Source organism: Microbulbifer mixtoriginis (SeqCode) (assembly GCF_052468275.1).
Map to the genome: position 1 here is coordinate 1,562,169 of NZ_CP174341.1, position 23,125 is coordinate 1,585,293.

At 49.2% G+C, this 23,125-nt stretch carries 19 protein-coding genes; 5 read left to right on the forward strand and 14 right to left on the reverse strand.

Going from position 1 to position 23,125, the window contains the following annotated elements:
* Positions 1-45 precede the first annotated feature (45 nt).
* Positions 46-678 carry a TetR/AcrR family transcriptional regulator gene (locus ACJJIC_RS06795; RefSeq protein WP_445356653.1) on the forward strand — a complete coding sequence of 211 codons (633 nt, stop codon included), beginning with the start codon at positions 46-48 and terminating at the stop codon, positions 676-678.
* A gap of 14 nt (positions 679-692) precedes the next feature.
* On the opposite strand, the gene ACJJIC_RS06800 is transcribed toward ACJJIC_RS06795, so the two are convergent.
* The 5 genes from ACJJIC_RS06800 to ACJJIC_RS06820 all read right to left on the reverse strand — a co-directional run bounded on the left by ACJJIC_RS06800 (position 693) and on the right by ACJJIC_RS06820 (position 4,327).
* Entirely contained in the window at positions 693-1,118 is a 426-nt protein-coding gene (locus ACJJIC_RS06800; protein ID WP_444882668.1) for a GFA family protein, read from the reverse strand.
* Between the two features lie 17 nt (positions 1,119-1,135).
* On the reverse strand, positions 1,136-1,897 hold the full coding sequence (locus ACJJIC_RS06805; protein ID WP_252083213.1) for an ABC transporter permease: 762 nt from the start codon (positions 1,895-1,897) through the stop codon (positions 1,136-1,138).
* The gene (locus ACJJIC_RS06810) at positions 1,897-2,859 is read right to left on the reverse strand and encodes an ABC transporter ATP-binding protein (protein ID WP_444887123.1); all 963 of its coding nucleotides are present in this window, start codon (positions 2,857-2,859) and stop codon (positions 1,897-1,899) included. Before ACJJIC_RS06810 ends, ACJJIC_RS06805 begins: the two co-directional genes overlap by 1 nt.
* A 62-nt stretch (positions 2,860-2,921) precedes the next feature.
* Positions 2,922-4,151, reverse strand: coding sequence for an MFS transporter (locus tag ACJJIC_RS06815; protein ID WP_445356654.1), 1,230 nt, complete (start codon positions 4,149-4,151; stop codon positions 2,922-2,924).
* On the reverse strand, positions 4,148-4,327 hold the full coding sequence (locus ACJJIC_RS06820; protein ID WP_444882665.1) for a hypothetical protein: 180 nt from the start codon (positions 4,325-4,327) through the stop codon (positions 4,148-4,150). Before ACJJIC_RS06820 ends, ACJJIC_RS06815 begins: the two co-directional genes overlap by 4 nt.
* An 86-nt stretch (positions 4,328-4,413) precedes the next feature.
* Here ACJJIC_RS06820 and soxR point away from each other — a divergent pair, with 86 nt between their 5' ends.
* Positions 4,414-4,902: a redox-sensitive transcriptional activator SoxR gene (gene soxR / locus ACJJIC_RS06825; RefSeq protein WP_445356655.1), complete on the forward strand. Its 489-nt coding sequence runs from the start codon at positions 4,414-4,416 to the stop codon at positions 4,900-4,902.
* A 52-nt stretch (positions 4,903-4,954) separates the two neighbouring features.
* Here soxR and ACJJIC_RS06830 read toward each other — a convergent pair whose 3' ends face one another.
* From ACJJIC_RS06830 to ACJJIC_RS06870, 9 genes are all read right to left on the reverse strand, one after another.
* Positions 4,955-5,680 carry a dienelactone hydrolase family protein gene (locus ACJJIC_RS06830; protein WP_445356656.1) on the reverse strand — a complete coding sequence of 242 codons (726 nt, stop codon included), beginning with the start codon at positions 5,678-5,680 and terminating at the stop codon, positions 4,955-4,957.
* A gap of 34 nt (positions 5,681-5,714) precedes the next feature.
* Positions 5,715-6,128 carry a VOC family protein gene (locus ACJJIC_RS06835; RefSeq protein ID WP_445356657.1) on the reverse strand — a complete coding sequence of 138 codons (414 nt, stop codon included), beginning with the start codon at positions 6,126-6,128 and terminating at the stop codon, positions 5,715-5,717.
* A gap of 276 nt (positions 6,129-6,404) precedes the next feature.
* Positions 6,405-9,167, reverse strand: coding sequence for a nitrate reductase (locus tag ACJJIC_RS06840; protein ID WP_445356658.1), 2,763 nt, complete (start codon positions 9,165-9,167; stop codon positions 6,405-6,407).
* A 12-nt stretch (positions 9,168-9,179) separates the two neighbouring features.
* Positions 9,180-9,608, reverse strand: a complete 429-nt coding sequence (nirD, locus tag ACJJIC_RS06845) for a nitrite reductase small subunit NirD (RefSeq protein ID WP_252083207.1) — start codon at positions 9,606-9,608, stop codon at positions 9,180-9,182.
* 78 nt (positions 9,609-9,686) lie between these two features.
* Entirely contained in the window at positions 9,687-12,224 is a 2,538-nt protein-coding gene (nirB, locus tag ACJJIC_RS06850; protein ID WP_444910425.1) for a nitrite reductase large subunit NirB, read from the reverse strand.
* A 331-nt stretch (positions 12,225-12,555) separates the two neighbouring features.
* Positions 12,556-14,334, reverse strand: coding sequence for a bifunctional protein-serine/threonine kinase/phosphatase (locus ACJJIC_RS06855; RefSeq protein WP_444910424.1), 1,779 nt, complete (start codon positions 14,332-14,334; stop codon positions 12,556-12,558).
* On the reverse strand, positions 14,324-15,787 hold the full coding sequence (locus ACJJIC_RS06860) for a NarK family nitrate/nitrite MFS transporter (protein WP_444910423.1): 1,464 nt from the start codon (positions 15,785-15,787) through the stop codon (positions 14,324-14,326). Before ACJJIC_RS06860 ends, ACJJIC_RS06855 begins: the two co-directional genes overlap by 11 nt.
* Before the next feature lie 180 nt (positions 15,788-15,967).
* Positions 15,968-17,032 (reverse strand): CmpA/NrtA family ABC transporter substrate-binding protein, encoded by a 1,065-nt coding sequence (locus ACJJIC_RS06865; RefSeq protein ID WP_444910422.1) that lies wholly within the window; start codon positions 17,030-17,032, stop codon positions 15,968-15,970.
* 7 nt (positions 17,033-17,039) lie between these two features.
* Positions 17,040-17,627, reverse strand: coding sequence for an ANTAR domain-containing response regulator (locus ACJJIC_RS06870; RefSeq protein ID WP_444887113.1), 588 nt, complete (start codon positions 17,625-17,627; stop codon positions 17,040-17,042).
* A gap of 706 nt (positions 17,628-18,333) precedes the next feature.
* On the opposite strand from ACJJIC_RS06870, the gene ACJJIC_RS06875 reads away from it, so the two are divergent.
* The 3 genes from ACJJIC_RS06875 (at position 18,334) to ACJJIC_RS06885 (ending at position 23,125) form a co-directional block, all read left to right on the forward strand.
* Entirely contained in the window at positions 18,334-19,884 is a 1,551-nt protein-coding gene (locus tag ACJJIC_RS06875) for a Re/Si-specific NAD(P)(+) transhydrogenase subunit alpha (protein WP_444910421.1), read from the forward strand.
* A 15-nt stretch (positions 19,885-19,899) separates the two neighbouring features.
* Complete coding sequence (pntB, locus tag ACJJIC_RS06880; RefSeq protein ID WP_444882653.1) at positions 19,900-21,291, forward strand: Re/Si-specific NAD(P)(+) transhydrogenase subunit beta; 1,392 nt, start codon at positions 19,900-19,902, stop codon at positions 21,289-21,291.
* 211 nt (positions 21,292-21,502) lie between these two features.
* Positions 21,503-23,125: a S41 family peptidase gene (locus ACJJIC_RS06885; RefSeq protein WP_445356659.1), complete on the forward strand. Its 1,623-nt coding sequence runs from the start codon at positions 21,503-21,505 to the stop codon at positions 23,123-23,125.

The window sequence follows — 23,125 nt, forward strand, 5'->3', positions numbered from 1 at the left end:
GTATAGTAAATTTATTAAACTGGCGAGTCCAGTATATGGAGTGCTATGTCTGAACAGACTCAGACGGCCGCCCAGCGCGGGCGTCCCAAGGATCTGGCCAAACGCCAGGCCATTCTCGATGCAGCCAAAGAGCTGTTTCTGACCAAAGGCTTTGCCGCTACCAGTGTGGATGCGGTGGCCTCTGCTGCGGGCGTATCGAAACTGACGGTGTACAGCCATTTCTCCGATAAAGAGACGCTGTTCAGTGCTGCGATTACCTCCCGCTGCGAGATGATGATGCCCCTGCCCATTTTCGATCTGAAAGAGGGGGATTCGGTGGCAGAAGTACTGGAGCGCATTGGTCAGGCTTTTCTAAGCATGGTGGATAGCGAGGATAGTATCCGCCTGTTACGGCTTTTATGTGCTCTGGCGGCGCAGGAATCAAAACTTGCTCAGTTGTTTTTTGATGCGGGCCCCCAGCGCATCCTCCGAGATATTGAGCAATTGCTGCGTCGCGCTACCGAGATGGGCAAGCTGCAGGTGGCAGATCCGGCCGAGGCCGCCGAGGACTTTATGGGCATACTGCTGGGTTGCCGGCACATGCGGGTATTGATCGGTTGTTGTGAGGTACAGGCCGAGGATGAGCGGCGCGAGCGGGTGCACAAGGCAGTAGCGCTTTTTATGCGGGGTTACCGCTGACAGGCTACTGCAGGCTACTGGTTGGGGTTTTCCGGCATCGCTGGGCAACGGTTGATATCGCCGCTTATTTCCAGCCAGCCCGGCTTGTTTTGGTAGTAGACGTAACGCTCTGGTCGGATAAATACCGGGTCGTCGAAGGCGCCCCCAGCTAGGCCGCGAAGCTCTGGGAGAAATTCCAGTGTCCAGCTGAGGGCGCTGCCGCATTGCCCACAAAATTGGCACTCTATCCAACGGCCTGCATCGGACATTAACCGGTGACTTTTCAGCCTGCCTCGAATGAACTCTACATTGTTTTTTTCGAAATACACTGATACGCCTATTAAGCTACCGGTGCGTTTCCGACACCAGCTACAGGAACAGAGGCTCACTCGGCGCGGCTGGCCAGTGGCGCGAAATCGTACGAGGCCACAGGCACAGCCACCTTCGTGAAATTCCTCCATCCCTAAACTCTCACCGATCAGGTTTTAATGCGGTAACCGGTGCGGAAAATCCACCAGACTGTTACCAGGCATAGGAAAAGGAAGAGTAATGTCATTCCCACGCTGAGGCCCAGGTTTACATCGGCCACACCGTAGAATGCCCAGCGGAAACCACTGATCAGATAAACCACCGGATTAAACAAAGTCACTTTTTGCCAGAACTCCGGCAGCATACTGATGGAATAAAAAGCCCCACCGAGAAAGGTTAAGGGGGTAATAATCATTAGCGGAATAATTTGCAGTTTTTGGAAGTCATCGGCCCAGATGCCGATAATAAAGCCGAATAAGCTAAAACTAACGGCGGTTAGCACCAGAAATGTGACCATCCAGAATGGATGAAGGATTTCATAGTCCACAAAAAATCGCGCGGTGAGAAGGATTAGTAGCCCGAGCAGAATTGACTTGCTGGCCGCAGCGCCGACATAGCCGGCGACAATTTCAAAGGGGGATACCGGTGCCGATAGCACTTCATAAATAGTGCCTGAAAATTTCGGGAAAAAGATGCCGAAGGCGGCGTTGGCAATACTTTCTCCCAAAAGCGCCAACATCAACAAGCCTGGGATAATAAAGGCCCCGTAGCTCACACCTTCGATGTCTCCCATACGCGAGCCGATAGCGGCACCAAAAACAATAAAGTACAGGGATGTGGAGAGTACCGGAGAAGCGACACTTTGTATCAATGTGCGCCAAGTCCGTGACATTTCAAATTTGTAAATTGCCGCAATACCATACCAGTTCATTATTGTGCCTCCCCACTGAGTTGCTCCTCGCCTTGGTGCTGTGCAGAGTGCACCAGATTGACAAATATTTCTTCGAGAGAACTCTCCCTGGTATATAAATCGCGAAATTCAATATTTGCAGAGGTGAGGCGGCGAAGGAATTCCGTAATACCGGTATTTTCACTCTTGATATCGAAGCGATAGATGAGTTCACTACCATCTCCATTGAGGCGCAGTGGCAGGTCGGAGAGGCTGTCAGGAATAGTTTCCAGAGGTGTGGGTAATTGTAGGCTGAGCTCTTTTTCCCCCATTTTTTGCATCAAAGTTTTTTTATCTTCAACCAATACTAATTCACCGCGATTAATAACACCGACCCGGTCGGCCATCTCCTCCGCCTCTTCAATATAGTGCGTGGTGAGAATAACGGTTACGCCGGAGTCGCGCAGGCCGCGCACCATCCCCCACATATCTTGGCGCAGTTCCACATCGACCCCGGCGGTGGGTTCGTCCAGGAAGAGCACGCTGGGCTCATGGGATAAGGCTTTTGCAATCATCAGGCGTCGTTTCATACCGCCGGACAAGGTGACAATTTTGTTGTCTCTTTTTTCCCATAGGGAAAGCTGTCGAAGGATTTTCTCCAGGTAAGCGGGGTTGGGCGGCTTGCCAAACAAGCCGCGGCTAAATTGAATTGCGCCAAGCACGCTCTCAAAGGAATCTGTGGCAATTTCCTGGGGGACCAAGCCAATTTCGCGCCGTGCGTGGCGGTAATCACGCTGGATATCGTAGCCATTGACTGTAACGTTGCCCTGACCAGGATTGACGATGCCACAGATTATACTGATCAGAGTCGTTTTGCCGGCACCATTGGGGCCGAGCAGTGCGAAGATCTCACCCCGTTGAATATCCAAGTCAATACTTTTTAGGGCGTTAAACCCACCACTATATGTCTTGTCGAGACCTCTAACAGAAATTATCGGTTTCACTTTCTCTCCTAAGCGTGGCCTTACAGGCGGCTCGGCCAAAATATTTTTAGTGTGTATAGATCCTACTGCAAAAACATTTTTGCGGAGGGCTTCGGTTTTAACCAATGCAGGAGCAGTGCCAGGGAGGCTAAAAGTAGCAGCGTAGTGCTGGCTGCGGAAAAACCACTGGCGAGGCCAAAACGTTCTATCCAGGGCTGGCTGATAAATGGTGAGATAAATTGTCCGATAAAAACACTGGCGGCGAGAGCTCCAGATATTCGCCCACGAATGTTGGGAGTGGCAGATTCCAGCCCGGTGGCGAAGATATGGGGGATCAATGTCCCCATACCGCAGCCGTAAATCGCGGTGGCCATTATTATTGCATTAAATGAATCTGCCTCGGCGATCAGCCCCATACCACAGGCCATAACAGTAAAACCTAACACAAAAACGCCACTTTTTCCCAAGTAGTTACGTGCCAGAGGGTAGAAAACCAGTGAAGCCAGGGCCCCCATTAAATTGCTGGCAGCAATGGCAATGCCCGCGAGGCTGGGGGTGTCTGCTCCAATTTCTTTTAGCAGGAATGGGAGCTGTGTGGGAATCAGGAAAAAGATAAGACTGTTTAGTAAGGCTGCACCCAACAACAAGGCGAATGCTGGCCAATCGGGATTTCCATTCGTGACATTGTTGGGGAGTGGTTCAATGCGATTGCGTTTAGGTTCTGGCAGAAAACGCAACACGGCAGGGATTAGTAGTAGTGCCACTGCGTAAATAGCAAAGGGCGCGCGCCAATGTAAATCTGCCAAGAGTCCACCGGCCAAAAGGAAGACAACTCCGCCGAGGCTGATAAAGGCGCCCTGCTGACTCATATAGGTTTGTCTTTGAATGGGGCTGAAATAGTCACCAACCAGGGCGGTGACTGAAGTCATTGTGCCCGCCACTGCAATTCCCAGAAGGATGCGACTGGCCAAAAGTCCCACCAAGCTTTCCTGTAACAGTGCAGAGATGCCGGCCAGGGCGTAAACAGTTACCGCCAGTAACAGCAATTTCCTGCGACCATAACGGTCGGATATAAACCCGGCGATAGGTGCAAATAGAGCGATCATTAATGCCGGTAGGCTCAAAATCAGGCGACTGAGCAGGGCAATATCTTCGTGCTGGGCAAAATGTGCCTCCAGTGCCGGTAAGGATGGCGCTATGGTGGCACCAGACATAATTGTGAGCGCCGCCAGGCACAGCAATGTGAATCGCATCGGCACCGGTATAGCTGATTCCGCCATTTCGCGGGTTGGTGCTGCGCTGTTAAGTATCACCGGCGCCCTCCGCTATCGGTTTCTCTATTCTCTACGCTCATGGAGGTGATTGGTTGGCATAGCCCCTCTTGCACCGACAGGCTGATACTTTGACTTTGTGCTGCCACTAAAAGGGAAGTGGCAGTTGTAGCCGGTATTTCTGTGACTGGGTAGGTTTGTTTGCTGTTACGGTTCATCATGATTCTCCCTGGGCTTGCAATGGAATGCTGCGCAGTGTAAAACCTCAAGCAATATTGAGGTCAATAGTTGTCGGAGACATCTGATGTCTGATACCAATGAAAAGAAAGAGTCGGTTTGTGGAAACAAGAAATGCCGTCGTGAGATGACCGTAGGTGAGGTTGCAGAGCGTAGTGATGTGGCGGTGAGTGCGCTGCATTTTTATGAAAGTAAAGGGCTGATCAGCAGCTGGCGCACCAGCGGCAATCAGCGGCGTTACTCGCGGGACGTATTGCGACGTGTGGCTATTATCAAGGTGGCACAGAGCACTGGTATTCCCCTCGCCGAAATTCGCGAGGCCCTGTCTAATCTTCCTGATGGGCGTACACCCACCGCGAAGGATTGGGCCAAGCTTTCCGCCGGCTGGCGTGAGGAACTGGACCAACGCATTCGCCAGCTGACCCAGCTGCGCGACCGTTTGGAAGGCTGTATCGGCTGCGGCTGTCTTTCCATGGAGAGCTGCCCGCTCCGCAATCCAGGGGACCAAGCTGCAGAGCAGGGGGCTGGGGCGCGCTATCTGGATATTGGCAAGTAGCGGAGTATTTTTACGGGGTGAACTATTCGGCCCCTGAGATATTTGATTGAAACTACTGGAAAATTTCCCGATAAAAATCCAGAGTGCCCAGCCATGCGTCCTGCGCGGCTTCCTGGTTATAGGCCAGCGGCAGGCCAAACTTTTGTCCGCGCTCAGTGGCGACGGGATTGGTGAAGCCATGCAGTACTCCAGGATAGCTCACCAGGGTAAATTTGGCCCCGGCTTCCTGCATCTCCTCTACAAAAGCACCGACCTGTTGCGGTGGGATCATGCTATCGGCACCACCGGTGTAAACCTGTAGCTCCGCATGGACTTTCCCTTTTTTCGCGCGAACTTCACTAGCCAGGGCTCCGTGGTAGCTAACTATCCCACGTAATTCCACACCGAGGCGTGCCATGGTCAAGGCTACGCCACCACCAAAGCAATAGCCCTGAGCTGCGACTTGAGTTTCCTCGACAACTTTATGCTGTTGAAGCAGGGTGAGGGCGGTGCGGAAACATGCCTCGAGGGATACAGGATTCTCAAGTGCCTCATCGCGATACTGCTGGGCTTCAGCGGGATCATCGGTTTGCTTGCCACTACCAAACATATCCACCGCAAATGCACAGTAACCCTGTCCGGCGAGCCTTTCCGCCTGCTCGCGTACAAAGGCATTGTGACCCCACCATTCGTGAACCAGCATAACGCCAGGACGTTTTTTTTGAGTTGTGTCGTCCCAGGCGAGATAGCCGCTATAGGACTTGCCATCTACCGCATATTCGATCACTTCGGTTTTCATCGTTGCATGTCTCTCTGGCGAATGATGGATGCTGTTATTTCAACAATTTGGGGGGGCCTTTGAGTTCCACTAAATTTTGCTCGGGATCATAAATATAAATTGATGGGCCCATGCCTTCGGCACCGTAGCGCTGTTGTGGCGCGGAGGGTTCAATATTCTTCCCCTTCAAATAAGCAATGATTTTATCGGCTTCGAAAGGGTCTATACGCAAACAGAAATGATGTAAATTACGCCCCTCTATGCCTGGGGCTGCACCACCCTCGCGACCGATGCCTTGATCAACTGGAACCAGATCGATCAATGAGTGCCCTGCGCGCAACTGATAGAGACCCAATTCCTTATTCTCTCGCTCCATGGTGCAGCCGAGGACTCCTTCATAAAAATCGCGCATTGCAGCCAGGGATTTAACCCTCAGCACTACATGGTCAATATGTTGAATTTTGAACACTGGAATTCCTTATAATTGTGGCGGGCGCTGATCTGGCGAATAAAAAATAATACAAATAACCGCCACCGCTGTTAAAAAGCCAATAATGGCTGTGGTTGAAACCTTTGATCCAAATATCTGCGCCAGTGTATTAACGGCTCTAAGTGTAGGGGGTGTGAGGCTTTATGGGCCAGGTGGGGCGTGTATTGCGACTAGTGCTATGCCTTTGCGCGGAGTGCTGGTTGAGAAAACCGCAATCCGCGCATTTGGATATGAATTTATCGAACAATATTGGTCTTAAGCGCTATAAACCTTATCAAATTTCTCACGCAGACTTTTTGCCGATCTGACAATTTCTGTTTCCAGCACCGCCGCAACTGCGTGGTTCTGTGTATTATGCTGCAGTCTCGTGCGCAACAGCTGGGAAATCTCTGGCTTGCAGGAACCACAGCGGGTCCCGCAACCCAGGGCGTCACCCAGCGCATCAATGGAATTGACCCCCTGGTTGATTGCTTTTTCAATCTGTGGACGTGAAACCTGCATACAGGTGCATACTATGCGCTCACCTGGTGGAATTGCCTGGAGAAACAGGGCAGGATTTTCAGGTAATTCCAGTTGTAGGTAGCGTTCCAGGGTGCGTCGATCAGGAAGTGTCTGCCAATCATTACTGGAAAAAATAAGCAGCTCTATTTGTTCGTTATAAGCGAGCCAACGTTGGCTATTTAAGGTCTCTATTTGCTGCCAGCGTATATCTGGATTTTTTTGTAGTAATTGGGCACCCAGTTGGCGACCATCCAAAGGGGCGCTGAGCGCCAACTCAAAGCGATATCCATTTTGGCAGGGCACTCGATACCAGTGCAGTAGATTTTCTTCCATATGGGTCTGTAGCCAGCGCCAAAGGTTTTGTGCCAGTGGTTCCGGGCAAATAAGGGTGATAAAGCTCTTACAGGCGAGGGCTTGCAGCTGAACCGGTACCTGTTTGAATTCGGGCTGACCGGAAATTGGGTCTACCTCTGCCCCGGCAAGAGCGCTGACCTTAGACTCTTGGGCCAAGGTCTGACTCCAATGAATAGGAGCGAATAGCTCACCGGGTTTTTGGCCACTGTTTAATACCGCACGTCCGCACATTCTACCCTGGGCACTGTGTAACTCTACCAACACGCCCTCGTCTATACCGTATTTACGCGCGTCTCTGGGGTTTATCTGAATTTCGGCAATCTCACTGTGATCCAATAATTTCCGCGCGCGGCCGGTACGGGTCATGGTGTGCCATTGGTCACGTATGCGGCCGCTGTTTAGCCATAGGGGATAACTAGGGCTTATTTGTTGCTGGGGCGTACGCGGCTTGACAGCAATAAAATTGGCTCGACCAGTTTCAGTGAAAAATTTTCCGTTGCCAAATAATCGTGCACTACCCTGGGGATTTTCCTGATTTACCGGCCACTGTACGGGTTCAAGCGCATCGTATTCATTTTGCTCAATATTACTAAAGAGTGAGATATCAAAGGCGCGACTGCCGTTATTTTCGAAACCTGACAATTGTGCATGTTCTCGAAAGATATCTGCGGGATGGGCAAAGTTAAACTGCTCGTGGAACCCTAGGCGGCTGGCCAAATCACAGATAGCCTGCCAGTCGTGACGCGCCTCTCCAGTGGGATCGATAAAAGTACGCTGCCGGGAAATACGCCGCTCTGCATTGGTAACTGTGCCATTTTTCTCTCCCCAGCCAGTGGCCGGCAGTAGTACATCGGCACAGCGGACGGTATCGGTATCGGCGATGCAATCGGAAACAATCACCAGCGGACATTTACGTAGTGCCTCAGTCACCCTCTCTGCTTCAGGCATACTCACCGCGGGATTAGTGGCCATAATCCAGATTGCTTTGATCTGGCCGGTCTCCACTGCATGGAACATATCCACCGCCTTTAGACCGGGGGCCAGTGCTATATTGGGAGCATCCCAGAAGCGCCGCACCCGATCGATATCACTCTCTTTAAACTCCATATGGGCGGCGAGCATATTGGCCAGGCCGCCTACTTCTCGCCCCCCCATCGCGTTGGGCTGGCCGGTAATAGAGAAAGGGCCAGCTCCAATCTGGCCAATGCGACCTGTTGCCAGGTGGCAGTTAATGATTGTGTTGTTTTTGTCTGTGCCGCTACTGGATTGATTTACCCCTTGGGAGTAAAAACTAAGTGTTTTTTCCGTTTCGGCAAACAAACGGAAGAAAGCTAATAACTTTTCTGCAGGTACACCACAACTCAGTGCAGTTTGCTGTAGGGACCAATGCTGGGCCGCTTCCAGAGCTAGCTCAAAGCCTTGGGTATGATGCTGAATATAATGGTGATTGAGGCGGTTGTGCTGGGCGAGGAAATTAAGCAGACCATTAAACAGTGCTGCGTCGCTGCCGGGATTTATCGCCAAGTGCAGATCGGCCATCTCGCTGGTAGCGCTAGCCCGCGGATCAACGACTACTATTTTGGCCTTGCCTGCCTGCATACGCTGGAACAGTATCGGGTGGGTCCAAGCGGCGTTAGAGCCTATTAAAACAATAAGGTCTGCCTCTTCCAGATCCTCATAACAACAGGGCACGGCATCTGCACCCAGGGCGCGCTTGTATCCTGCTACGGCTGAGGACATACAAAGGCGTGAATTGGTATCAATATTGGCGCTGCCAATAAACCCCTTCATTAATTTATTAGCAACATAATAGTCTTCAGTAAGGAGTTGCCCAGAAAGGTAAAAAGCTACTGAATTCGGGCCGTGCTCGTGAATATTGCGGGCGAATTCATTGGCCACATAAGACATAGCGGTATCCCAGTCACAGGCTTCGCCATGCAAATGTGGGCGTAAGAGTCTCCCATGCTCACCGAGTGTCTCCCCAAGGGATGAGCCCTTAACACACAAACGGCCAAAATTAGAGGGGTGCTGTTTATCACCTGTGGCGGAAATTACAGAAGTACTTTGCCGCTTTTCCTTGTTAATAGTTACTCCGCAGCCCACCCCACAATAGGGGCAGGTAGTGCAGGAACGCTGGGTGCTTAGGTATTCCTTTACTGCCATTATTATTCTTGCTTATTTATCACAACCGATATAAACGGTATTTCCATTAAATGCTAAAGGGTAAGTGGCAAGCTGGATATTACCGTCCTCCATACAAACGCCATCTTCAAGGCGAAAGTGATGTTTATATAGTGGTGAGGCAATAGTTAATTCACCATCCAGTTCTGCGATTATTCCCCGTGAAATAATGCCAGCTTGTGCGATCGGGTCCCAGTTGTCAACGGCGTAAAGTTGTCGCTCTTGCCCCGGTAAAAAAAATAGGGCGATACCTTTCCTCTCAGGTTTTGCTAGATAGTCCGTTTTTTCTGAGGAGGTATCGCCCCAAAGGGCACACACCCCGGAGTTGCTGACTAAATCTGATCTTTGGCAGATCGGCAGCCAATGGGGGTGGGTTATGGCATTGGATGTATGTGAGCTTTGTCTGGCGCTGGCTTGGTGCATAACAATTTCCTTGCGGGATTAAGAGAAAAATCAGCAATTGAAATTAAATTTTCATAAATTAAATGTATAGGATTGTCTCTATGCAGATTCAGCAGTTTCTATTATTTCTTCAATAGTTGCGGGACGGGGCTGGCCGCGTTCCTTGACGAAAATAATATTGTCATCGCTCTCATTGCTGTTAACAAACTGACGAAATCGTTTAAGTTTTTCCGGATCGTTGATTGCGGACTTCCATTCACACTGATAACTATCGACAACGCGTTCCATCTGGATTTCCAGTTCGGTACAGATTCCCAATTTGTCATCGATAATGACTTCACGTAGATAGTCGAGTCCGCCATCAAGGCTTTCCAGCCATACCGAGGTGCGCTGCAATTTATCGGCAGTACGCACATAGAACATCAGGAAACGATCGATATAGCGAATCAGGGTTTCATCATCCAGGTCGGTAGCGAATAGATCGGCGTGGCGCGGGCGCATGCCGCCATTGCCGGCAACAAATAAGTTCCAGCCTTTTTCTGTGGCGATAACGCCCACATCCTTGCTCTGCGCCTCGGCGCACTCGCGTGTACAGCCCGATACAGCCATCTTTATTTTGTGTGGGGAGCGAAGCCCCTTGTAACGGTTTTCTACACGCAGGGCCATGGAAACACTGTCCTGCACACCAAAGCGGCACCAAGTACTACCTACACAGGACTTTACCGTGCGCAGAGATTTGCCATAGGCATGGCCGGTTTCAAATCCCGCATCAATGAGTTCCCGCCAAATTTCCGGTAGTTGTTCCAGGCGTGCGCCAAACAAATCGATACGCTGGCCACCGGTAATTTTGGTGTAGAGGTTATAGCGTTTGGCAACATCGCCAATCACGATGAGTTTCTCTGGTGTGATTTCTCCACCGGGAATACGCGGTACTACAGAGTAGCTACCATTTTTCTGCATATTCGCCATAAACGTATCATTGGTATCCTGCAGGCCAACGTGGGCTTGCTCCAGGATATGTTCATTCCATAGGGAGGCGAAAATAGAGGCGGCGGTGGGTTTACATACTTCGCAGCCCTTGCCGCTACCATGCTTTTGAAGGAGATCATCGAAGGTTTTAATTTCCTCCACCTGAATAATGTGGAACAACTCTTGGCGACTATAGGGGAAGTGTGTACAGAGATGATTGTTGACCTCCATTCCCAGAGCGGCTAATTCACTATCGACGATATCCTTCAGCAATGCGGCACAACCACCACAACCCGTGGAGGCCTTAGTGGCATCCTTCACTTCAGCCAAGGTATGACAGCCGCCATGTACAACATCCAGAATTTGCCCTTTACTCACGTTATAACAGGAGCACACGGTAGCATTAGTGGGGAGAGCGGAAGCACCAAGGAGTGATTCCGCTCCGTCAGTTGAGGGAAGAATCAGTTGTTCCGGGTGCTCTGGCAGGTCGATATCATTGAGATGATATTGCAGAAGAGTATCGTAATCCCCAGTATCACCAACCAGTACAGCGCCGAGCAGTTTCTGGCCTGTAGCATCGGTTATCATACGCTTGTACACGCCGTTCTGTTCATCGACAAAAGTAATTGCTGCAGCGCCTTCGCTGCGGCCGTGAGCATCGCCAATAGAGCCAACCTGCACACCGAGAAGTTTTAATTTAGTGCTCATATCGGCACCATTAAAAAACGTCTCCATACCGGTGAGCTGTGCGACGGTGGTGCGAGCCATACTGTAGCCTGGAGCCACCAGGCCAAAAATTTGCCCCTCATAGAGAGCGCACTCACCGATGGCAAAAATGTTGGGGTCTGATGTACGACAGCGGTTGTCGATGACAATACCTCCTCGCTCACCGACTTGCAGCCCTGAGGATTTTGCCAGCTCATCTTGAGGTCGAATTCCTGCAGAGAACACGATCATATCGGTAATCAGTTCGTCCCCCCCTTTAAATTGCATACGCAAGCGGCCGTCAGCCTCCTTAATAAGTTCGGTAGCTCGGCTGGTATGTACAGTAACGCCAAGGGCCTCGATTTTTTTTCGCAGTAAATTGGAGCCGCCCTCATCAAGCTGAGTGGACATCAGTCCTGGAGCAAATTCCACCACATGGGCGTCAAGCCCCAGGGTTTTCAAGGCGTTTGCCGCTTCCAAACCGAGCAGGCCACCACCGACAACGACGCCACTTTGCGCGTTAGACGCAGCTGCGCGAATCGCATTCAAATCTTCGATGGTGCGGTAGACAAAGCAACGCTCGTGTTGATGCCCTGGGATGGGGGGCACAAAAGGATAGGAGCCAGTAGCGAGGACCAATTGATCATATCTATGTAAGCTTCCAGTCTGGGTGGTAACAGTTTGCTTTTCGCGGTCGATGGAAGCTACCGGATTGTTGAGCTCTAGCTCAAAACCCCATTGTCGATATTGCTCAATATCACCCATAGCCAAATCTTCCGCACTGCACCCAGCGAAGTATTCGGATAGATGTACTCGATCATAAGCAGGTCTGTTTTCCGCACAAAAGACTGTGACGGTAAAACCGATGCTTTCATTTTTTTCTGCCAGCTGCTCAAGAAAGTGGTGCCCGACCATGCCGTTACCAATCACAACCAGCTTTTGCTTTTTTGTCTTTTCAGTCATTGATATTCCTGCCATCTAGAAGCGATTCTCTTGGCAGGAGGGGCGGATGATATGACAAGGGCGCCTCCTCTTCTGCCGAAGAGTACAGGCGCCGTTGCCTCGAATTGGGGGATAATTTTGTTGGTCATTAAATACATTCAATCTTCATGCCAGTATTTATCCCAGGGATGGCGCCTATCCGCTCCTATTGTCCACAATTTTTGCGGTATGTTGGTGCAGAAAACCTTTTTTCTGCTCTGAATTGGTGCTTAGTTAAATTTTGTGGAATATTAAGTAGGAAATGTCATCTTAAGTTACTGAGAGGCAAGTGAGGGATTAACCAAGAGGGGCTTTAGAAAACATACAGAAGGTGGGAAAGCAGTAGAATCAGCGCTATGAGTTGCCAGAATAAAATTGGATTTTTTTCCAGTAGAGGATGGCTCTGGGCAGGTTTAAAGGTTGGATTGGGATGCTGCAGGTCCTGGATAAATTCGGATAGGCTATCGTATCTTTGTTGAGGGTTGGGGGCACAGGCTTTTTGCAAGGCACTATCTATCCAGTGGGGGATATCCTTGCGGTGCACATATGCATTTGTATAACGCAACTGTTGATAACTTTTGAGGTGATAGTGCAGATTGCCGAGGCGCTCAGGGTAGGGATATCTTCCTGTGAGTAATTCATAGGCAATTACTCCGAGAGAAAAAATATCCGAACGATGGCTGGCGCTATCGCCATAAAAGAATTCAGGAGCCGCATAATTCTTACTGCCTGGAGTATCAATTTCTGTGAAGTGTAATTGCTCTCTAAGGCCTGGCCCATCGACCCCTCCGAGGTCAATGATTACTAGGCGACCATTATTGCGGATCATAATATTCTCCGGCTTCAGATCGCCGTGCACAATCTCTAATCGCTGCAGGCTGCGCAGGGCACTTACCAGCTGAGAAAGTAATCCCCTTACCTGGGATACCTCTGGCTGAGGGTTAAGTTGCATCCACTGTCGCAGCGTCTGCCCCTCAATATATTCGAGAACATGATATAGGCAAGCGCGTTCGGCTCTTGGAGCGTATAGCTTGATAACCCCTGGATGATTTATTCGCCTGCCGGTCCATTCTTCGGCGATAAAACGCTCGATATAGTTTGGATCATCACAGTAATTTACCGATGGAGTTTTCAGCGCGCGAAGCTCTCCGGTCATATGATCTTGGGCCAAGTATAGGTGGCTACGTTTACTGGCATAAAGCTCCTGCAAAATAAGAAAACCATCGAGTTTTTGTCCTGGGTTCAGATCGGGAGCGAAGGGAAGCGTTCGGCTGTGCATTGCCAATTCGTCGCATTGAGGAAAGTCCAGATTATTAACCCTGGTGACGATTGCACTAAGGTTATCTTTGGAGCCTGATTTTAGGGCCGCATCAATGAGTTGTTGTGGTGTAGTTTTGTCAAACTCAGAAAGTCTTTTCTGGATAGAAGTCTCTGGCAAAAAATCGTGAATGCCATCGGTACTCAGTAAATAAATATCACCGGTTTGCAGTGCTTCACAGCGGTAGTCCACTTCAATATGGACATCCATCCCCAGGGCTCTACTGAGAAAAGTGCGCCCAGGAGACAGCTGGTGGCTGTGATCACGCGTGAGGCACTCAAGCGTGCCAGCGCGCAGGCGGTAGATACGTGTATCGCCGATATGCACCAAGTGGGCGCTGGCACCTTTAAAAATCAGGGCTGAGAAAGTGGTCAGCCAACCCCGCTGGATTTCCACGCTGCCTCCACTTTGCCGGTATAGCCAGCTGTTGAGGGAGTGGAGTACTCGTGCAATAGCATGGCGAGTAGACCAGGTTTCCGGGGTGCTGTAGTAGTCCGAGAAAAAACCGTTGATGGCTGCACGAGCAGCTTCGCCGCCGGCCTCGGCGCTGGCGACACCATCCGCTACTGCGGCGAGTGCGCCATAGCGCTTTAACTCTAGCCTCTCGGGTAGCCGTACGGCACAAGCATCATCATTGTGTTGGCGATGACCGGAACAGGTAGCACTGAAAATTTGCAGAGCATGAAACTCTTTACTCTGCAAATTTTTAGAAGCTCCATGGGCGTTTTGTATCCCTACCGGAGTTTTTGTGTGCTGTTCTTTATCAGGCGACATCGATCATCGACACGCTGCCATCTGGGTGTACCTCAGCCATTTGACCCTCGGGTTCCTCCAATAATAACAGTGCTGTAAAGCCGAGAAGTGCGGTGATGCCGATAACCATAAAAAATGTTTGGTAGGAAACCAGGCTTAACACGGTGAGATAAAAAACTGCTCCGACATTGCCGTAGGCCCCAGTCATACCTGCGATCTGCCCGGTAAGACGGCGCTTGATTAGAGGGACTACAGCAAATACAGCCCCTTCACCGGCTTGCACAAAGAAAGAGCAGGCCATGGCAGCGGCTACCGCCAAGTAGAGTGGCCATTCGGCATCAATCAGGCTCATGGTGAAGTAACCCAGTGCCAGGCCTGCAGTTAGTATCAGCAAGGTGGGTTTGCGTCCCCAGCGATCACTGATTAAGCCGCCTGCTGGACGAGACATCAAGTTCATGAAGGCATAAGCTGAGGCAAGTAATCCCGCTTTTACAGGGTCTAGGGTAAAAGTCTCAGAGAAAAACAGTGGCAACATGGATACTACTGCGAGTTCTGAACCAAATGTAGCAAAGTAAAGAAGGTTGAGTACGGCTACCTGCTTAAATTTATAACGATGTACGGGAGCCGGTGGATTAGTGAAAATCTCCCGGTTGATGCTATATGTCTTGCGTGCATCCAGTAGGTAAAGTAAGCCGAGCCCACAATAAATCGAGGTGGCAGCGAGACTGGAAATCAAGTTTACACCGCTTGAAAGTTTCCAGGTCAACAACGCCAGTGCGGCATACATTGGTACCTTCATAATCAGTAACAGTACAAAGTCTCCTGAACTAGTGACCTCCATAGCCCCTATTTTTTTGGGTTTGAAATAAGTGGAGCCCTTGGGGGTATCGGTAACTGAGAAGTAGTAAATCACACTATATACCAGTGCAATAACTCCGGTGATTCCAATCGCATAGCGCCAGCCATTGTCGCCACCAAAAAATAGAGCGATGGTCGGTAAGCTCATAGCGGCAGCGGCAGAGCCAAAATTACCCCAACCGCCGTAAATTCCCTCAGCAGTGCCCAGTTGACGGGCGGGGAACCACTCGGAAACCATGCGGATACCAACGACAAAACCAGCGCCAATAAAACCGAGCAGAAAGCGACCTATTGCCGCCTGCATAAAGTTATCTGCTAAGGCAAAAATAAAGCAGGGTACACTGCCGATAGCAAGTAACAGGGAGTAGGTAAGCCTGGGGCCGTATTTATCGGTGAGCATCCCGATTACTACTCGTGCTGGAATGGTTAGGGCTACATTTAAGATCAGTAGCGTTTTTACCTGATCAGGAGTCAATGACAGGCTTTTCGATATTGCCATCAATAATGGGGCATGGTTAAACCAGGCAAAAAACGTAATGAAGAAGGCCACCCAGGTTAGGTGAAGAATCTTTATCCTTCCTCGAAATGAAAAAAGATTGAGGGATTCACTAGACATGCGCATTTCCTTTATTTGCATACTTCACAGGCATAAAAAAAGCCCACCACCGCGCGCCTTTGGTCGCAGTCAATGGACTCCATTGCCCGATATTTTTGTTGAAAGAGCGATTGACTGTGCGAATGCGCTTAGCGGCAAGCCATTGCACCATCGATATATTCTCATTCAATTAATGTGCCATTATTTCTTGGAATTGAGGAAATCCACAGTTTGATGGTATAGCTCTGGCCTGAAGTTTTGACTGTTTATCGTTGCTATCTCACTAAACCCCCTGCACATCTCTATTAACTGCCGGGCTTTTGTCTCACAGGGACGACCGTTGTCATTATCGATATGGGCAAACAGGTGCCAGCCTGGGTTGGCTATGATATTGGTGTTGCGGCGGTAGAGAATCTGATCATTCAGGGAGTGCTGCAACAGTGACTCTGGTAAATTCAGATAGTGTTTCTGTGATAATAATCCGGCGGCTTCGCAGCGATTTTCTCTTGCTATTAACCAGGAGCAGGCTTTCAGTAATGCTGCACGCAAAGCTAGATGGCTGACCGGGTTGGCCTTATGCCAGCTCTGGGTCACAGCTAATACTTTTTCCGGCATTGCCGGCAATAGTGTATTGCAGGCCGTAACAACCACTCCAGTACCCTTTTGGGCTGCAAGGCTATTCCATGGTTCGCCAACACAGTAACCATCAATAATGCCGCTGAGAAGGCTTTCCAGCATTTGTTCGGGGGGTAATATAATAAGCTGTATATCCCGATCCGGATTCACACCTGTGGCCTGTAACCAATGGCGCAACTGTAGTGTGTGACTGGAGAATGGGTAAACCGTGGCCAGTCTTATCGGTGAGATGCCAGTGTTTTTCTGTAGGTACTGTTTTAGTGCTACACCAATATCAGTTTTCGTTTCTTCTGTTGTGTAGTGCTGCAGGCGTTGATAGAGATCCTCTGATAGGGTAATGGCGTTGCCATTACAACTGAGAATCAAACCACTGATAAGTCGCTCTTTGCAGTCAGGTAGAGTTTCTGGGAGCGTTAATGGCATAGGGGCCAGCATGGCTGCGGCATCGGCCCTACGCCCGATCAATTTATCGCGCAGAGTTGCCCAGGAAGTCTCCCGCTTTAACTCCACCTCAAGGCCAAATTGACTAAAGTAACCTTTCTCCTTGGCAATGATTAGGGGGGCGCTGTCGGTGAGTCTGAGATACAGCAGCTTGATAGATTTCTTTTCCGGGTACAGTAAGGAAGACATTAGGGATTCAGTGCTCGCTCTGAAAATATTGAATAAGCTGTTCGGCTACCGCGTGCATGGTGGCATTACTACTCATGGCAAGATTACGCAAAATCTTATGCGCATCCTCCTCGTTGAGTTTTTTCTTGGCCATTAGTAATCCTTTGGCTCTTTCAATGGTTTTTCTATCACTGAGTTGCTGTTGGGTTTTCTCAAGTGATTGTCGCAACAGCTGAAAGCTCTTGAATTGAGCCATGGCAATTTCTATTGCCGGGGCAACTCTCTCGGTAGTGATCCCCTCGGCCATATATGCGCTGACCCCAGACTCAACTGCGCGACTGATAAAGTCCGCACTGTTGTGGCTGGAGAACATAGCTACTGGTGTCGGTGCCTCACGATTAACGATGGCAAGGCTCTCTAGGATGTCTCTATCAGGGGATTCAATGTCGATCAACACCACATCGGGGCGATATTTCTCTACTTGGAATAGAAGCCCTTCGGCACTGCTGATTTGCGCAACAATAGTGTATCCGGCAGATTTTAAACACTCACAGACAAGGTGAGCGCGTTCTTGATTATCATCAACCAACATGATGGCAGGGCTAATATTCGTCACGACTTGAAGTGGCACTCGTTTGTGGCTAGATAGACGGCTTACCAAAGTACAATCAAAACTTGTGCCAAAATCGTGAGAGAGGGGCAAATAAAATAAATTCTTCTAATTCCATGAAGTACAGTATGAGATATCCGCTGTTTCTTATTACGCCATTTTGGAACTATTGATCTTTTAGTACAAGAGGAGTTTTTGAGAGGAAATCTGGCCAGGTCACTTTGAAATGAAGATGCTAAAGAAGTTTTTTGAAAGCATTTCCAGGTGGGTATATGAAAAGAATTTACATCATTATCAATTTCTGATGGGTGAAAGATCCTATTGCCAGGTTTTTTTTGTGATGATTAGCCTAATGAGAAAGAACTTTTAGGGAATTAACAAACCCAATTGTTTGGCCAGTGTGAAACCAAAGAGTATTTGTATTATTTAAGTTGGCCCGATTCCTTTGTTGCTTCTCACGGGTGATAGAAAGTTCCTTTTCACAGTTTATTCTTTTTTTGTCGCTGTGACCTTATGATGTGCTTGAATTAATGTTGCAGCTGTAACTTATTAATAGCCTTATAAATTTCACCAATTGTGGCTATTAGATAGCTTCTCTTTCAATCCCAGTTTGCTGAGTTTACACTCGGCCTGACTATAAAGTGGGCAAACTAGTCCTTTTTGAGGTGGATGTAGTTGTAAATTCATAATATTAAATGTGAGGGGCACGGCGGTGATAATAGCCATACCTAGAGAGACCGTAGAGGGGGAGGCGCGTGTTGCGGCAACTCCGGAGAGCGTAAAGCGATTAATTGACTTGGGTTTTTCTGTTGTTGTACAAGCCGGGGCTGGTGAAAAGGCTAGCTTTGCCGATGAATTATATCGACAAGCTGGTGCTGAGATCCGTGGGGATATAGTGGCTTGCCTAAAGGGGGCGGAAGTTGTTCTTAAAGTGCAACCGCCAACGGATGAAGAGTTGGCTTTAATCCCTAAGGGGGCAACATTGATTGCCTTCTTAAAGCCAGCACAAAATGCCGAGCTCCTACAAAAGCTTGCCGATAATGATATTAACGCACTTGCCGTAGAGTCCATCCCCAGGATTTCCCGGGCCCAGAAAATGGATGCGCTCAGCTCCATGGCTAATATTGCCGGCTATCGAGCCGTCATCGAAGCCGCACATAATTTTGGTCGTTTTTTTACCGGGCAAATCACCGCGGCGGGAAAAATCCCTCCAGCCAAAGTTCTCGTTATTGGTGCCGGTGTTGCCGGACTCTCGGCAATAGGTACAGCTAAAGGTATGGGAGCCATCGTTCGGGCATTTGATACCCGAGCCGAGGTGCGCGAACAAGTAGAATCCATGGGGGCCGAGTTTCTCACAGTAGAGGTGGAAGAGGAGGGCTCGGGTTCTGGCGGATATGCCAAGGAGATGTCGAAGGAATTTATTGAAGCGGAAATGGCGTTGTTTCGCGAACAGGCCAAGGATGTGGATATTGTTATTACGACGGCATTGATACCCGGTAAACCAGCACCAAAACTATGGCTTGCCGATATGGTTGACAGCATGGCGCCTGGCTCTGTGGTGGTGGATCTGGCGGCAGAAATGGGGGGTAACTGTGATTACACCGTCCCTCACCAGAAAACAGTACATAGTGATGTGACAATCATTGGCTACACCAATTTACCCAGCCGTGCAGCGGCACAGTCTTCCCGATTGTACTCCACCAATCTCGCCCATTTACTCAGTGAACTCACTCCGAAAAAGGATGGTGAAATAGATCTTAATTTTGAGGATGAGGTTATTCGTGGAGCGACTGTGGTTAAGTCAGGGGAGATCACCTGGCCGCCTCCCGCTCCCAAGATCTCTGCGCAGCCCCAGAAGCCAACAAAAGCCGCAGAGGAAACCAAGGTTTCCCTCGAAGAAAAAGTTGAAAAGCGCAAATCTCCCCTATCTATTTTTGTTTTCTGGGCAATCGCTGGAATATTACTTCTTTGGCTTGGCCGGGTAGCTCCATCAGACTTCGTTTCACACTTTACCGTTTTTGTGCTGGCCATTTTTGTCGGTTGGCAGGTAATTTGGAATGTCACCCATGCCCTGCATACCCCATTGATGAGTGTTACTAATGCGATTTCTGGGATTGTTGTGGTGGGGGCATTGTTGCAATTGGGAGCTACTGGTTCTGGGCTTGTAACCTTGCTGGCCTTTGTTGGTGTACTTGTAGCTAGTATCAATATATTCGGTGGTTTTTTTGTTACCTACCGGATGTTGAAGATGTTTCGTCGTTAAGAAGGGAGATAAGTGATGAACGGTATGATTGCAATGGCTTATCTTTTTTCCGCGGTAATGTTTATTTTAAGTCTGGGCGGTTTGTCCAGTCATGAAACTGCGCGCCGGGGGAATATCTACGGAATGGTTGGTATGGCGGTTGCCATAATAGCCACTATTTCCGGTATTGCCTCCGGCGCTTACTGGATGGTGATTATTGCCATGGTGGTGGGGGCTGTAATAGGCCTGTCACTCGCAAAACGCGTGGCTATGACACAGATGCCGCAGATGGTAGCCCTTCTGCACAGCTTCGTTGGCCTTGCGGCAGTTTTAATTGGTTGGGGAGGCTTTCTCGATCCTCGAGTCAATCTCCATGGTTCTGCACATGTTGTGCACAGCACAGAAATTTATCTTGGGGTGTTTATTGGGGCTATCACCTTAACGGGCTCACTTGTTGCTTTTTGTAAGCTACAGGGCATAGTTTCCGGTAAGCCCTTGATGTTGCCGGCTCGGCACTGGCTTAACCTAATTGCGATCCTGGCCTGTATCGTATTAGGTGTGCTCTTTGTGCCTGCAGAAGTGAGTGGGCCTACGGTTATCAATCTACTAGTGATGACCGCTATTGCTTTATTGTTAGGTATCCACTTAGTGGCTGCTATCGGTGGGGCTGATATGCCGGTGGTTATCTCCATGCTGAACAGTTACTCAGGATGGGCCGCAGCGGCTACTGGATTTATGCTAGGTAATGATCTGCTTATCGTAGTTGGTGCACTCGTTGGTTCTTCCGGTGCGATCCTCAGCTATATTATGTGCCGCGGTATGAATCGCTCTTTTATCAGTGTGATTCTCGGTGGTTTTGGCTCTGACGGTGGGGAAGTCTCCGATGAGGAAGTCGAGGGTGAGGTGATTGCCATTGACCAGCAGGAACTTGTCGATGACCTCAAGAGCGCCGATAGCATCATTATCGTGCCTGGGTTCGGAATGGCTGTTGCCCATGCGCAACAAGCCGTCAGCGACTTGACCGATCGCCTGCGCGGTATGGGTAAAACAGTGCGTTTTGGTATCCATCCTGTTGCAGGGCGACTGCCGGGCCATATGAATGTCTTACTGGCCGAAGCCAATGTGCCTTACGACATAGTGTTAGAGATGGATGAAATTAATCCCGACTTCCCCAGTACCGACTTGGTACTGGTGATCGGAGCCAACGACACTGTTAACCCCGATGCCGTAGAAAAACCCGGCTCTCCAATTGCTGGAATGCCTGTAGTGGAAGTTTGGAAAGCGCGCAAAGTGGTGGTGCTTAAACGTTCTATGGCCTCTGGTTATGCGGGCGTGGCAAATCCCCTGTTCTATAAAGAGAATACTCGTATGTTGTTTGGCGATGCCAAAGACAGCCTGCAGGGTGTAATTGGGAGGGTTTGCGACTAATAAAATAACGCCTGAATGTTTAATCATTAGGTGGCCATTACCCAATGGGGCTGAGACGCTGATGCCAGATTGGTATTGGATGTTTCAGCTCCATTTGTTTTTTCAGAGTGAAATTATTCTTAAATTACTTTGACTATCGCTGGCTTTCATTAATAGTGATAACCTCCCCTACTTTAATAGTATTAGACAAAAATATTAAAGGAGCTGGGGGATGGGGGCCTGTTTTCGTAAACTTGCCTTGCAAGGAATGATGGCGTTTGGAACGTTTGCTCTGATTGCTTGTGGTAGTGGCGGCGGCAGCGGAGATGATACACCTGAAAGAACGGGTACTGCTGGTAATGCAGAGGTTCCTACCCCGGCTGGAGCATCTTGGGTAGAGAATAACTTTTTGCCATCCTCGACTTTTGTAGCTAGATGCGTCTCACCAAGAACTGGTACCGACCCAGCAACTGGCTACGAATATATCGATCAGCTGGGAACACGCGTCGACGAAAACAACTGGCTTCGTTCCATGAGTAATGAAGTCTACCTTTGGTACGATGAAATTACAGATAAGGATCCGGCAAGCTTTGATGACTCTTTGGCTTACTTTGATCAGCTGAAAACGTTTAAGAAGACGCCCTCCGGCCGAGATAAGGATCGTTTTCACTACACGATTCCGACCAGCGAATGGTTATCGCAAACCGAGTCCGGAGTCTATGTTGGCTATGGACTTCAGTGGGCACTTCTATCGAGTGAGCCACCACGAAAGGCAGTAGTTGCTTACCTAGATGAAGAAAGCAATGAAAGTTTGCCAGATATTATTGCTCGGGGTGCTGAGGTGATCAGTGTGGATGGAGTCGACTTGGCCAATGGTGAAGATATAGATACGCTAAATAATGGCCTGTGGCCTGAGAGTGAAGGTGAATCCCACACTTTTGAATTTAGGCAAGTGGGCTCTTCCACGATTGAAAAGGTTACTCTAGTTGCCTCAGCAGTGAAGTCTGATCCAGTTCAGTTTGTAAAGACCGAGGTGACGGGCTCCGGTCGCAGAGTGGGCTATATACTTTTCAATGATCATATTGCAACAGCTGAGGCGGAATTAATTAATGCAGTTACCCAGTTAGATACTGCTTCTGTTGAAGATTTAGTGTTGGATTTACGCTATAACGGCGGTGGGTATTTAGATATTGCCTCAGAGCTAGCCTATATGATTGCTGGTACAGTAACAATTGGCCAGCCCTTTGAGCGGACCAAGTTTAATAATAAGCATCCAGAGACAAACCCAATCACAGGGAAACCAATTGACTCGACCCCGTTTCATACCTCTGCGCTTGGGCTTATAGATGAGGGTTTGAAAGGAGCCCCTTTGCCTACATTGAACCTTCCACGTGTATTTGTTTTGACCAGTGAGAATACTTGCTCGGCCAGTGAAGCTATTATTAATGGCTTGCGCGGAGTAGATATAGAGGTTATTCAGATTGGTGAAACTACTTGTGGCAAGCCCTATGGTTTTTATCCGTTGGATAATTGTGGTACTACTTATTTCACAATTCAGTTTTCTGGTGTGAATGCTAAAGGCTTTGGCGATTATTCAGATGGGTTTGTCCCTAATGGTACCGATAATACAGCTGCTGATTTGCCGGGTTGTCATATCGGCGATGACTTTTATCATCTTTTAGGTGATGCCAATGAGGCTCGTTTTGCGGCAGCCCTCAACTATATTGAAACAGGGGAGTGTGGTGATATAGCCGTTAGTGCATTTTCTGAGTCTGGTATCAATTCACGCATTCCAATATCAAATGTTCAAGTGCCAAAAGAAGCTTCTCGTAGCAATCGGATAATGGTGAGATAA

Coding starts and splice junctions, on each gene's coding strand:
- ACJJIC_RS06795 (WP_445356653.1), top strand. CDS start 46: ATGTCTGAACAGACTCAGACGGCCGCCCAGCGCGGGCGTCCCAAGGAT.
- ACJJIC_RS06800 (WP_444882668.1), bottom strand. CDS start 1,118: ATGGAGGAATTTCACGAAGGTGGCTGTGCCTGTGGCCTCGTACGATTT.
- ACJJIC_RS06805 (WP_252083213.1), bottom strand. CDS start 1,897: ATGAACTGGTATGGTATTGCGGCAATTTACAAATTTGAAATGTCACGG.
- ACJJIC_RS06820 (WP_444882665.1), bottom strand. CDS start 4,327: ATGAACCGTAACAGCAAACAAACCTACCCAGTCACAGAAATACCGGCT.
- soxR (WP_445356655.1), top strand. CDS start 4,414: ATGTCTGATACCAATGAAAAGAAAGAGTCGGTTTGTGGAAACAAGAAA.
- ACJJIC_RS06830 (WP_445356656.1), bottom strand. CDS start 5,680: ATGAAAACCGAAGTGATCGAATATGCGGTAGATGGCAAGTCCTATAGC.
- ACJJIC_RS06840 (WP_445356658.1), bottom strand. CDS start 9,167: ATGGCAGTAAAGGAATACCTAAGCACCCAGCGTTCCTGCACTACCTGC.
- nirD (WP_252083207.1), bottom strand. CDS start 9,608: ATGCACCAAGCCAGCGCCAGACAAAGCTCACATACATCCAATGCCATA.
- nirB (WP_444910425.1), bottom strand. CDS start 12,224: ATGACTGAAAAGACAAAAAAGCAAAAGCTGGTTGTGATTGGTAACGGC.
- ACJJIC_RS06855 (WP_444910424.1), bottom strand. CDS start 14,334: ATGTCGCCTGATAAAGAACAGCACACAAAAACTCCGGTAGGGATACAA.
- ACJJIC_RS06860 (WP_444910423.1), bottom strand. CDS start 15,787: ATGTCTAGTGAATCCCTCAATCTTTTTTCATTTCGAGGAAGGATAAAG.
- ACJJIC_RS06865 (WP_444910422.1), bottom strand. CDS start 17,032: ATGTCTTCCTTACTGTACCCGGAAAAGAAATCTATCAAGCTGCTGTAT.
- pntB (WP_444882653.1), top strand. CDS start 19,900: ATGAACGGTATGATTGCAATGGCTTATCTTTTTTCCGCGGTAATGTTT.
- ACJJIC_RS06885 (WP_445356659.1), top strand. CDS start 21,503: ATGGGGGCCTGTTTTCGTAAACTTGCCTTGCAAGGAATGATGGCGTTT.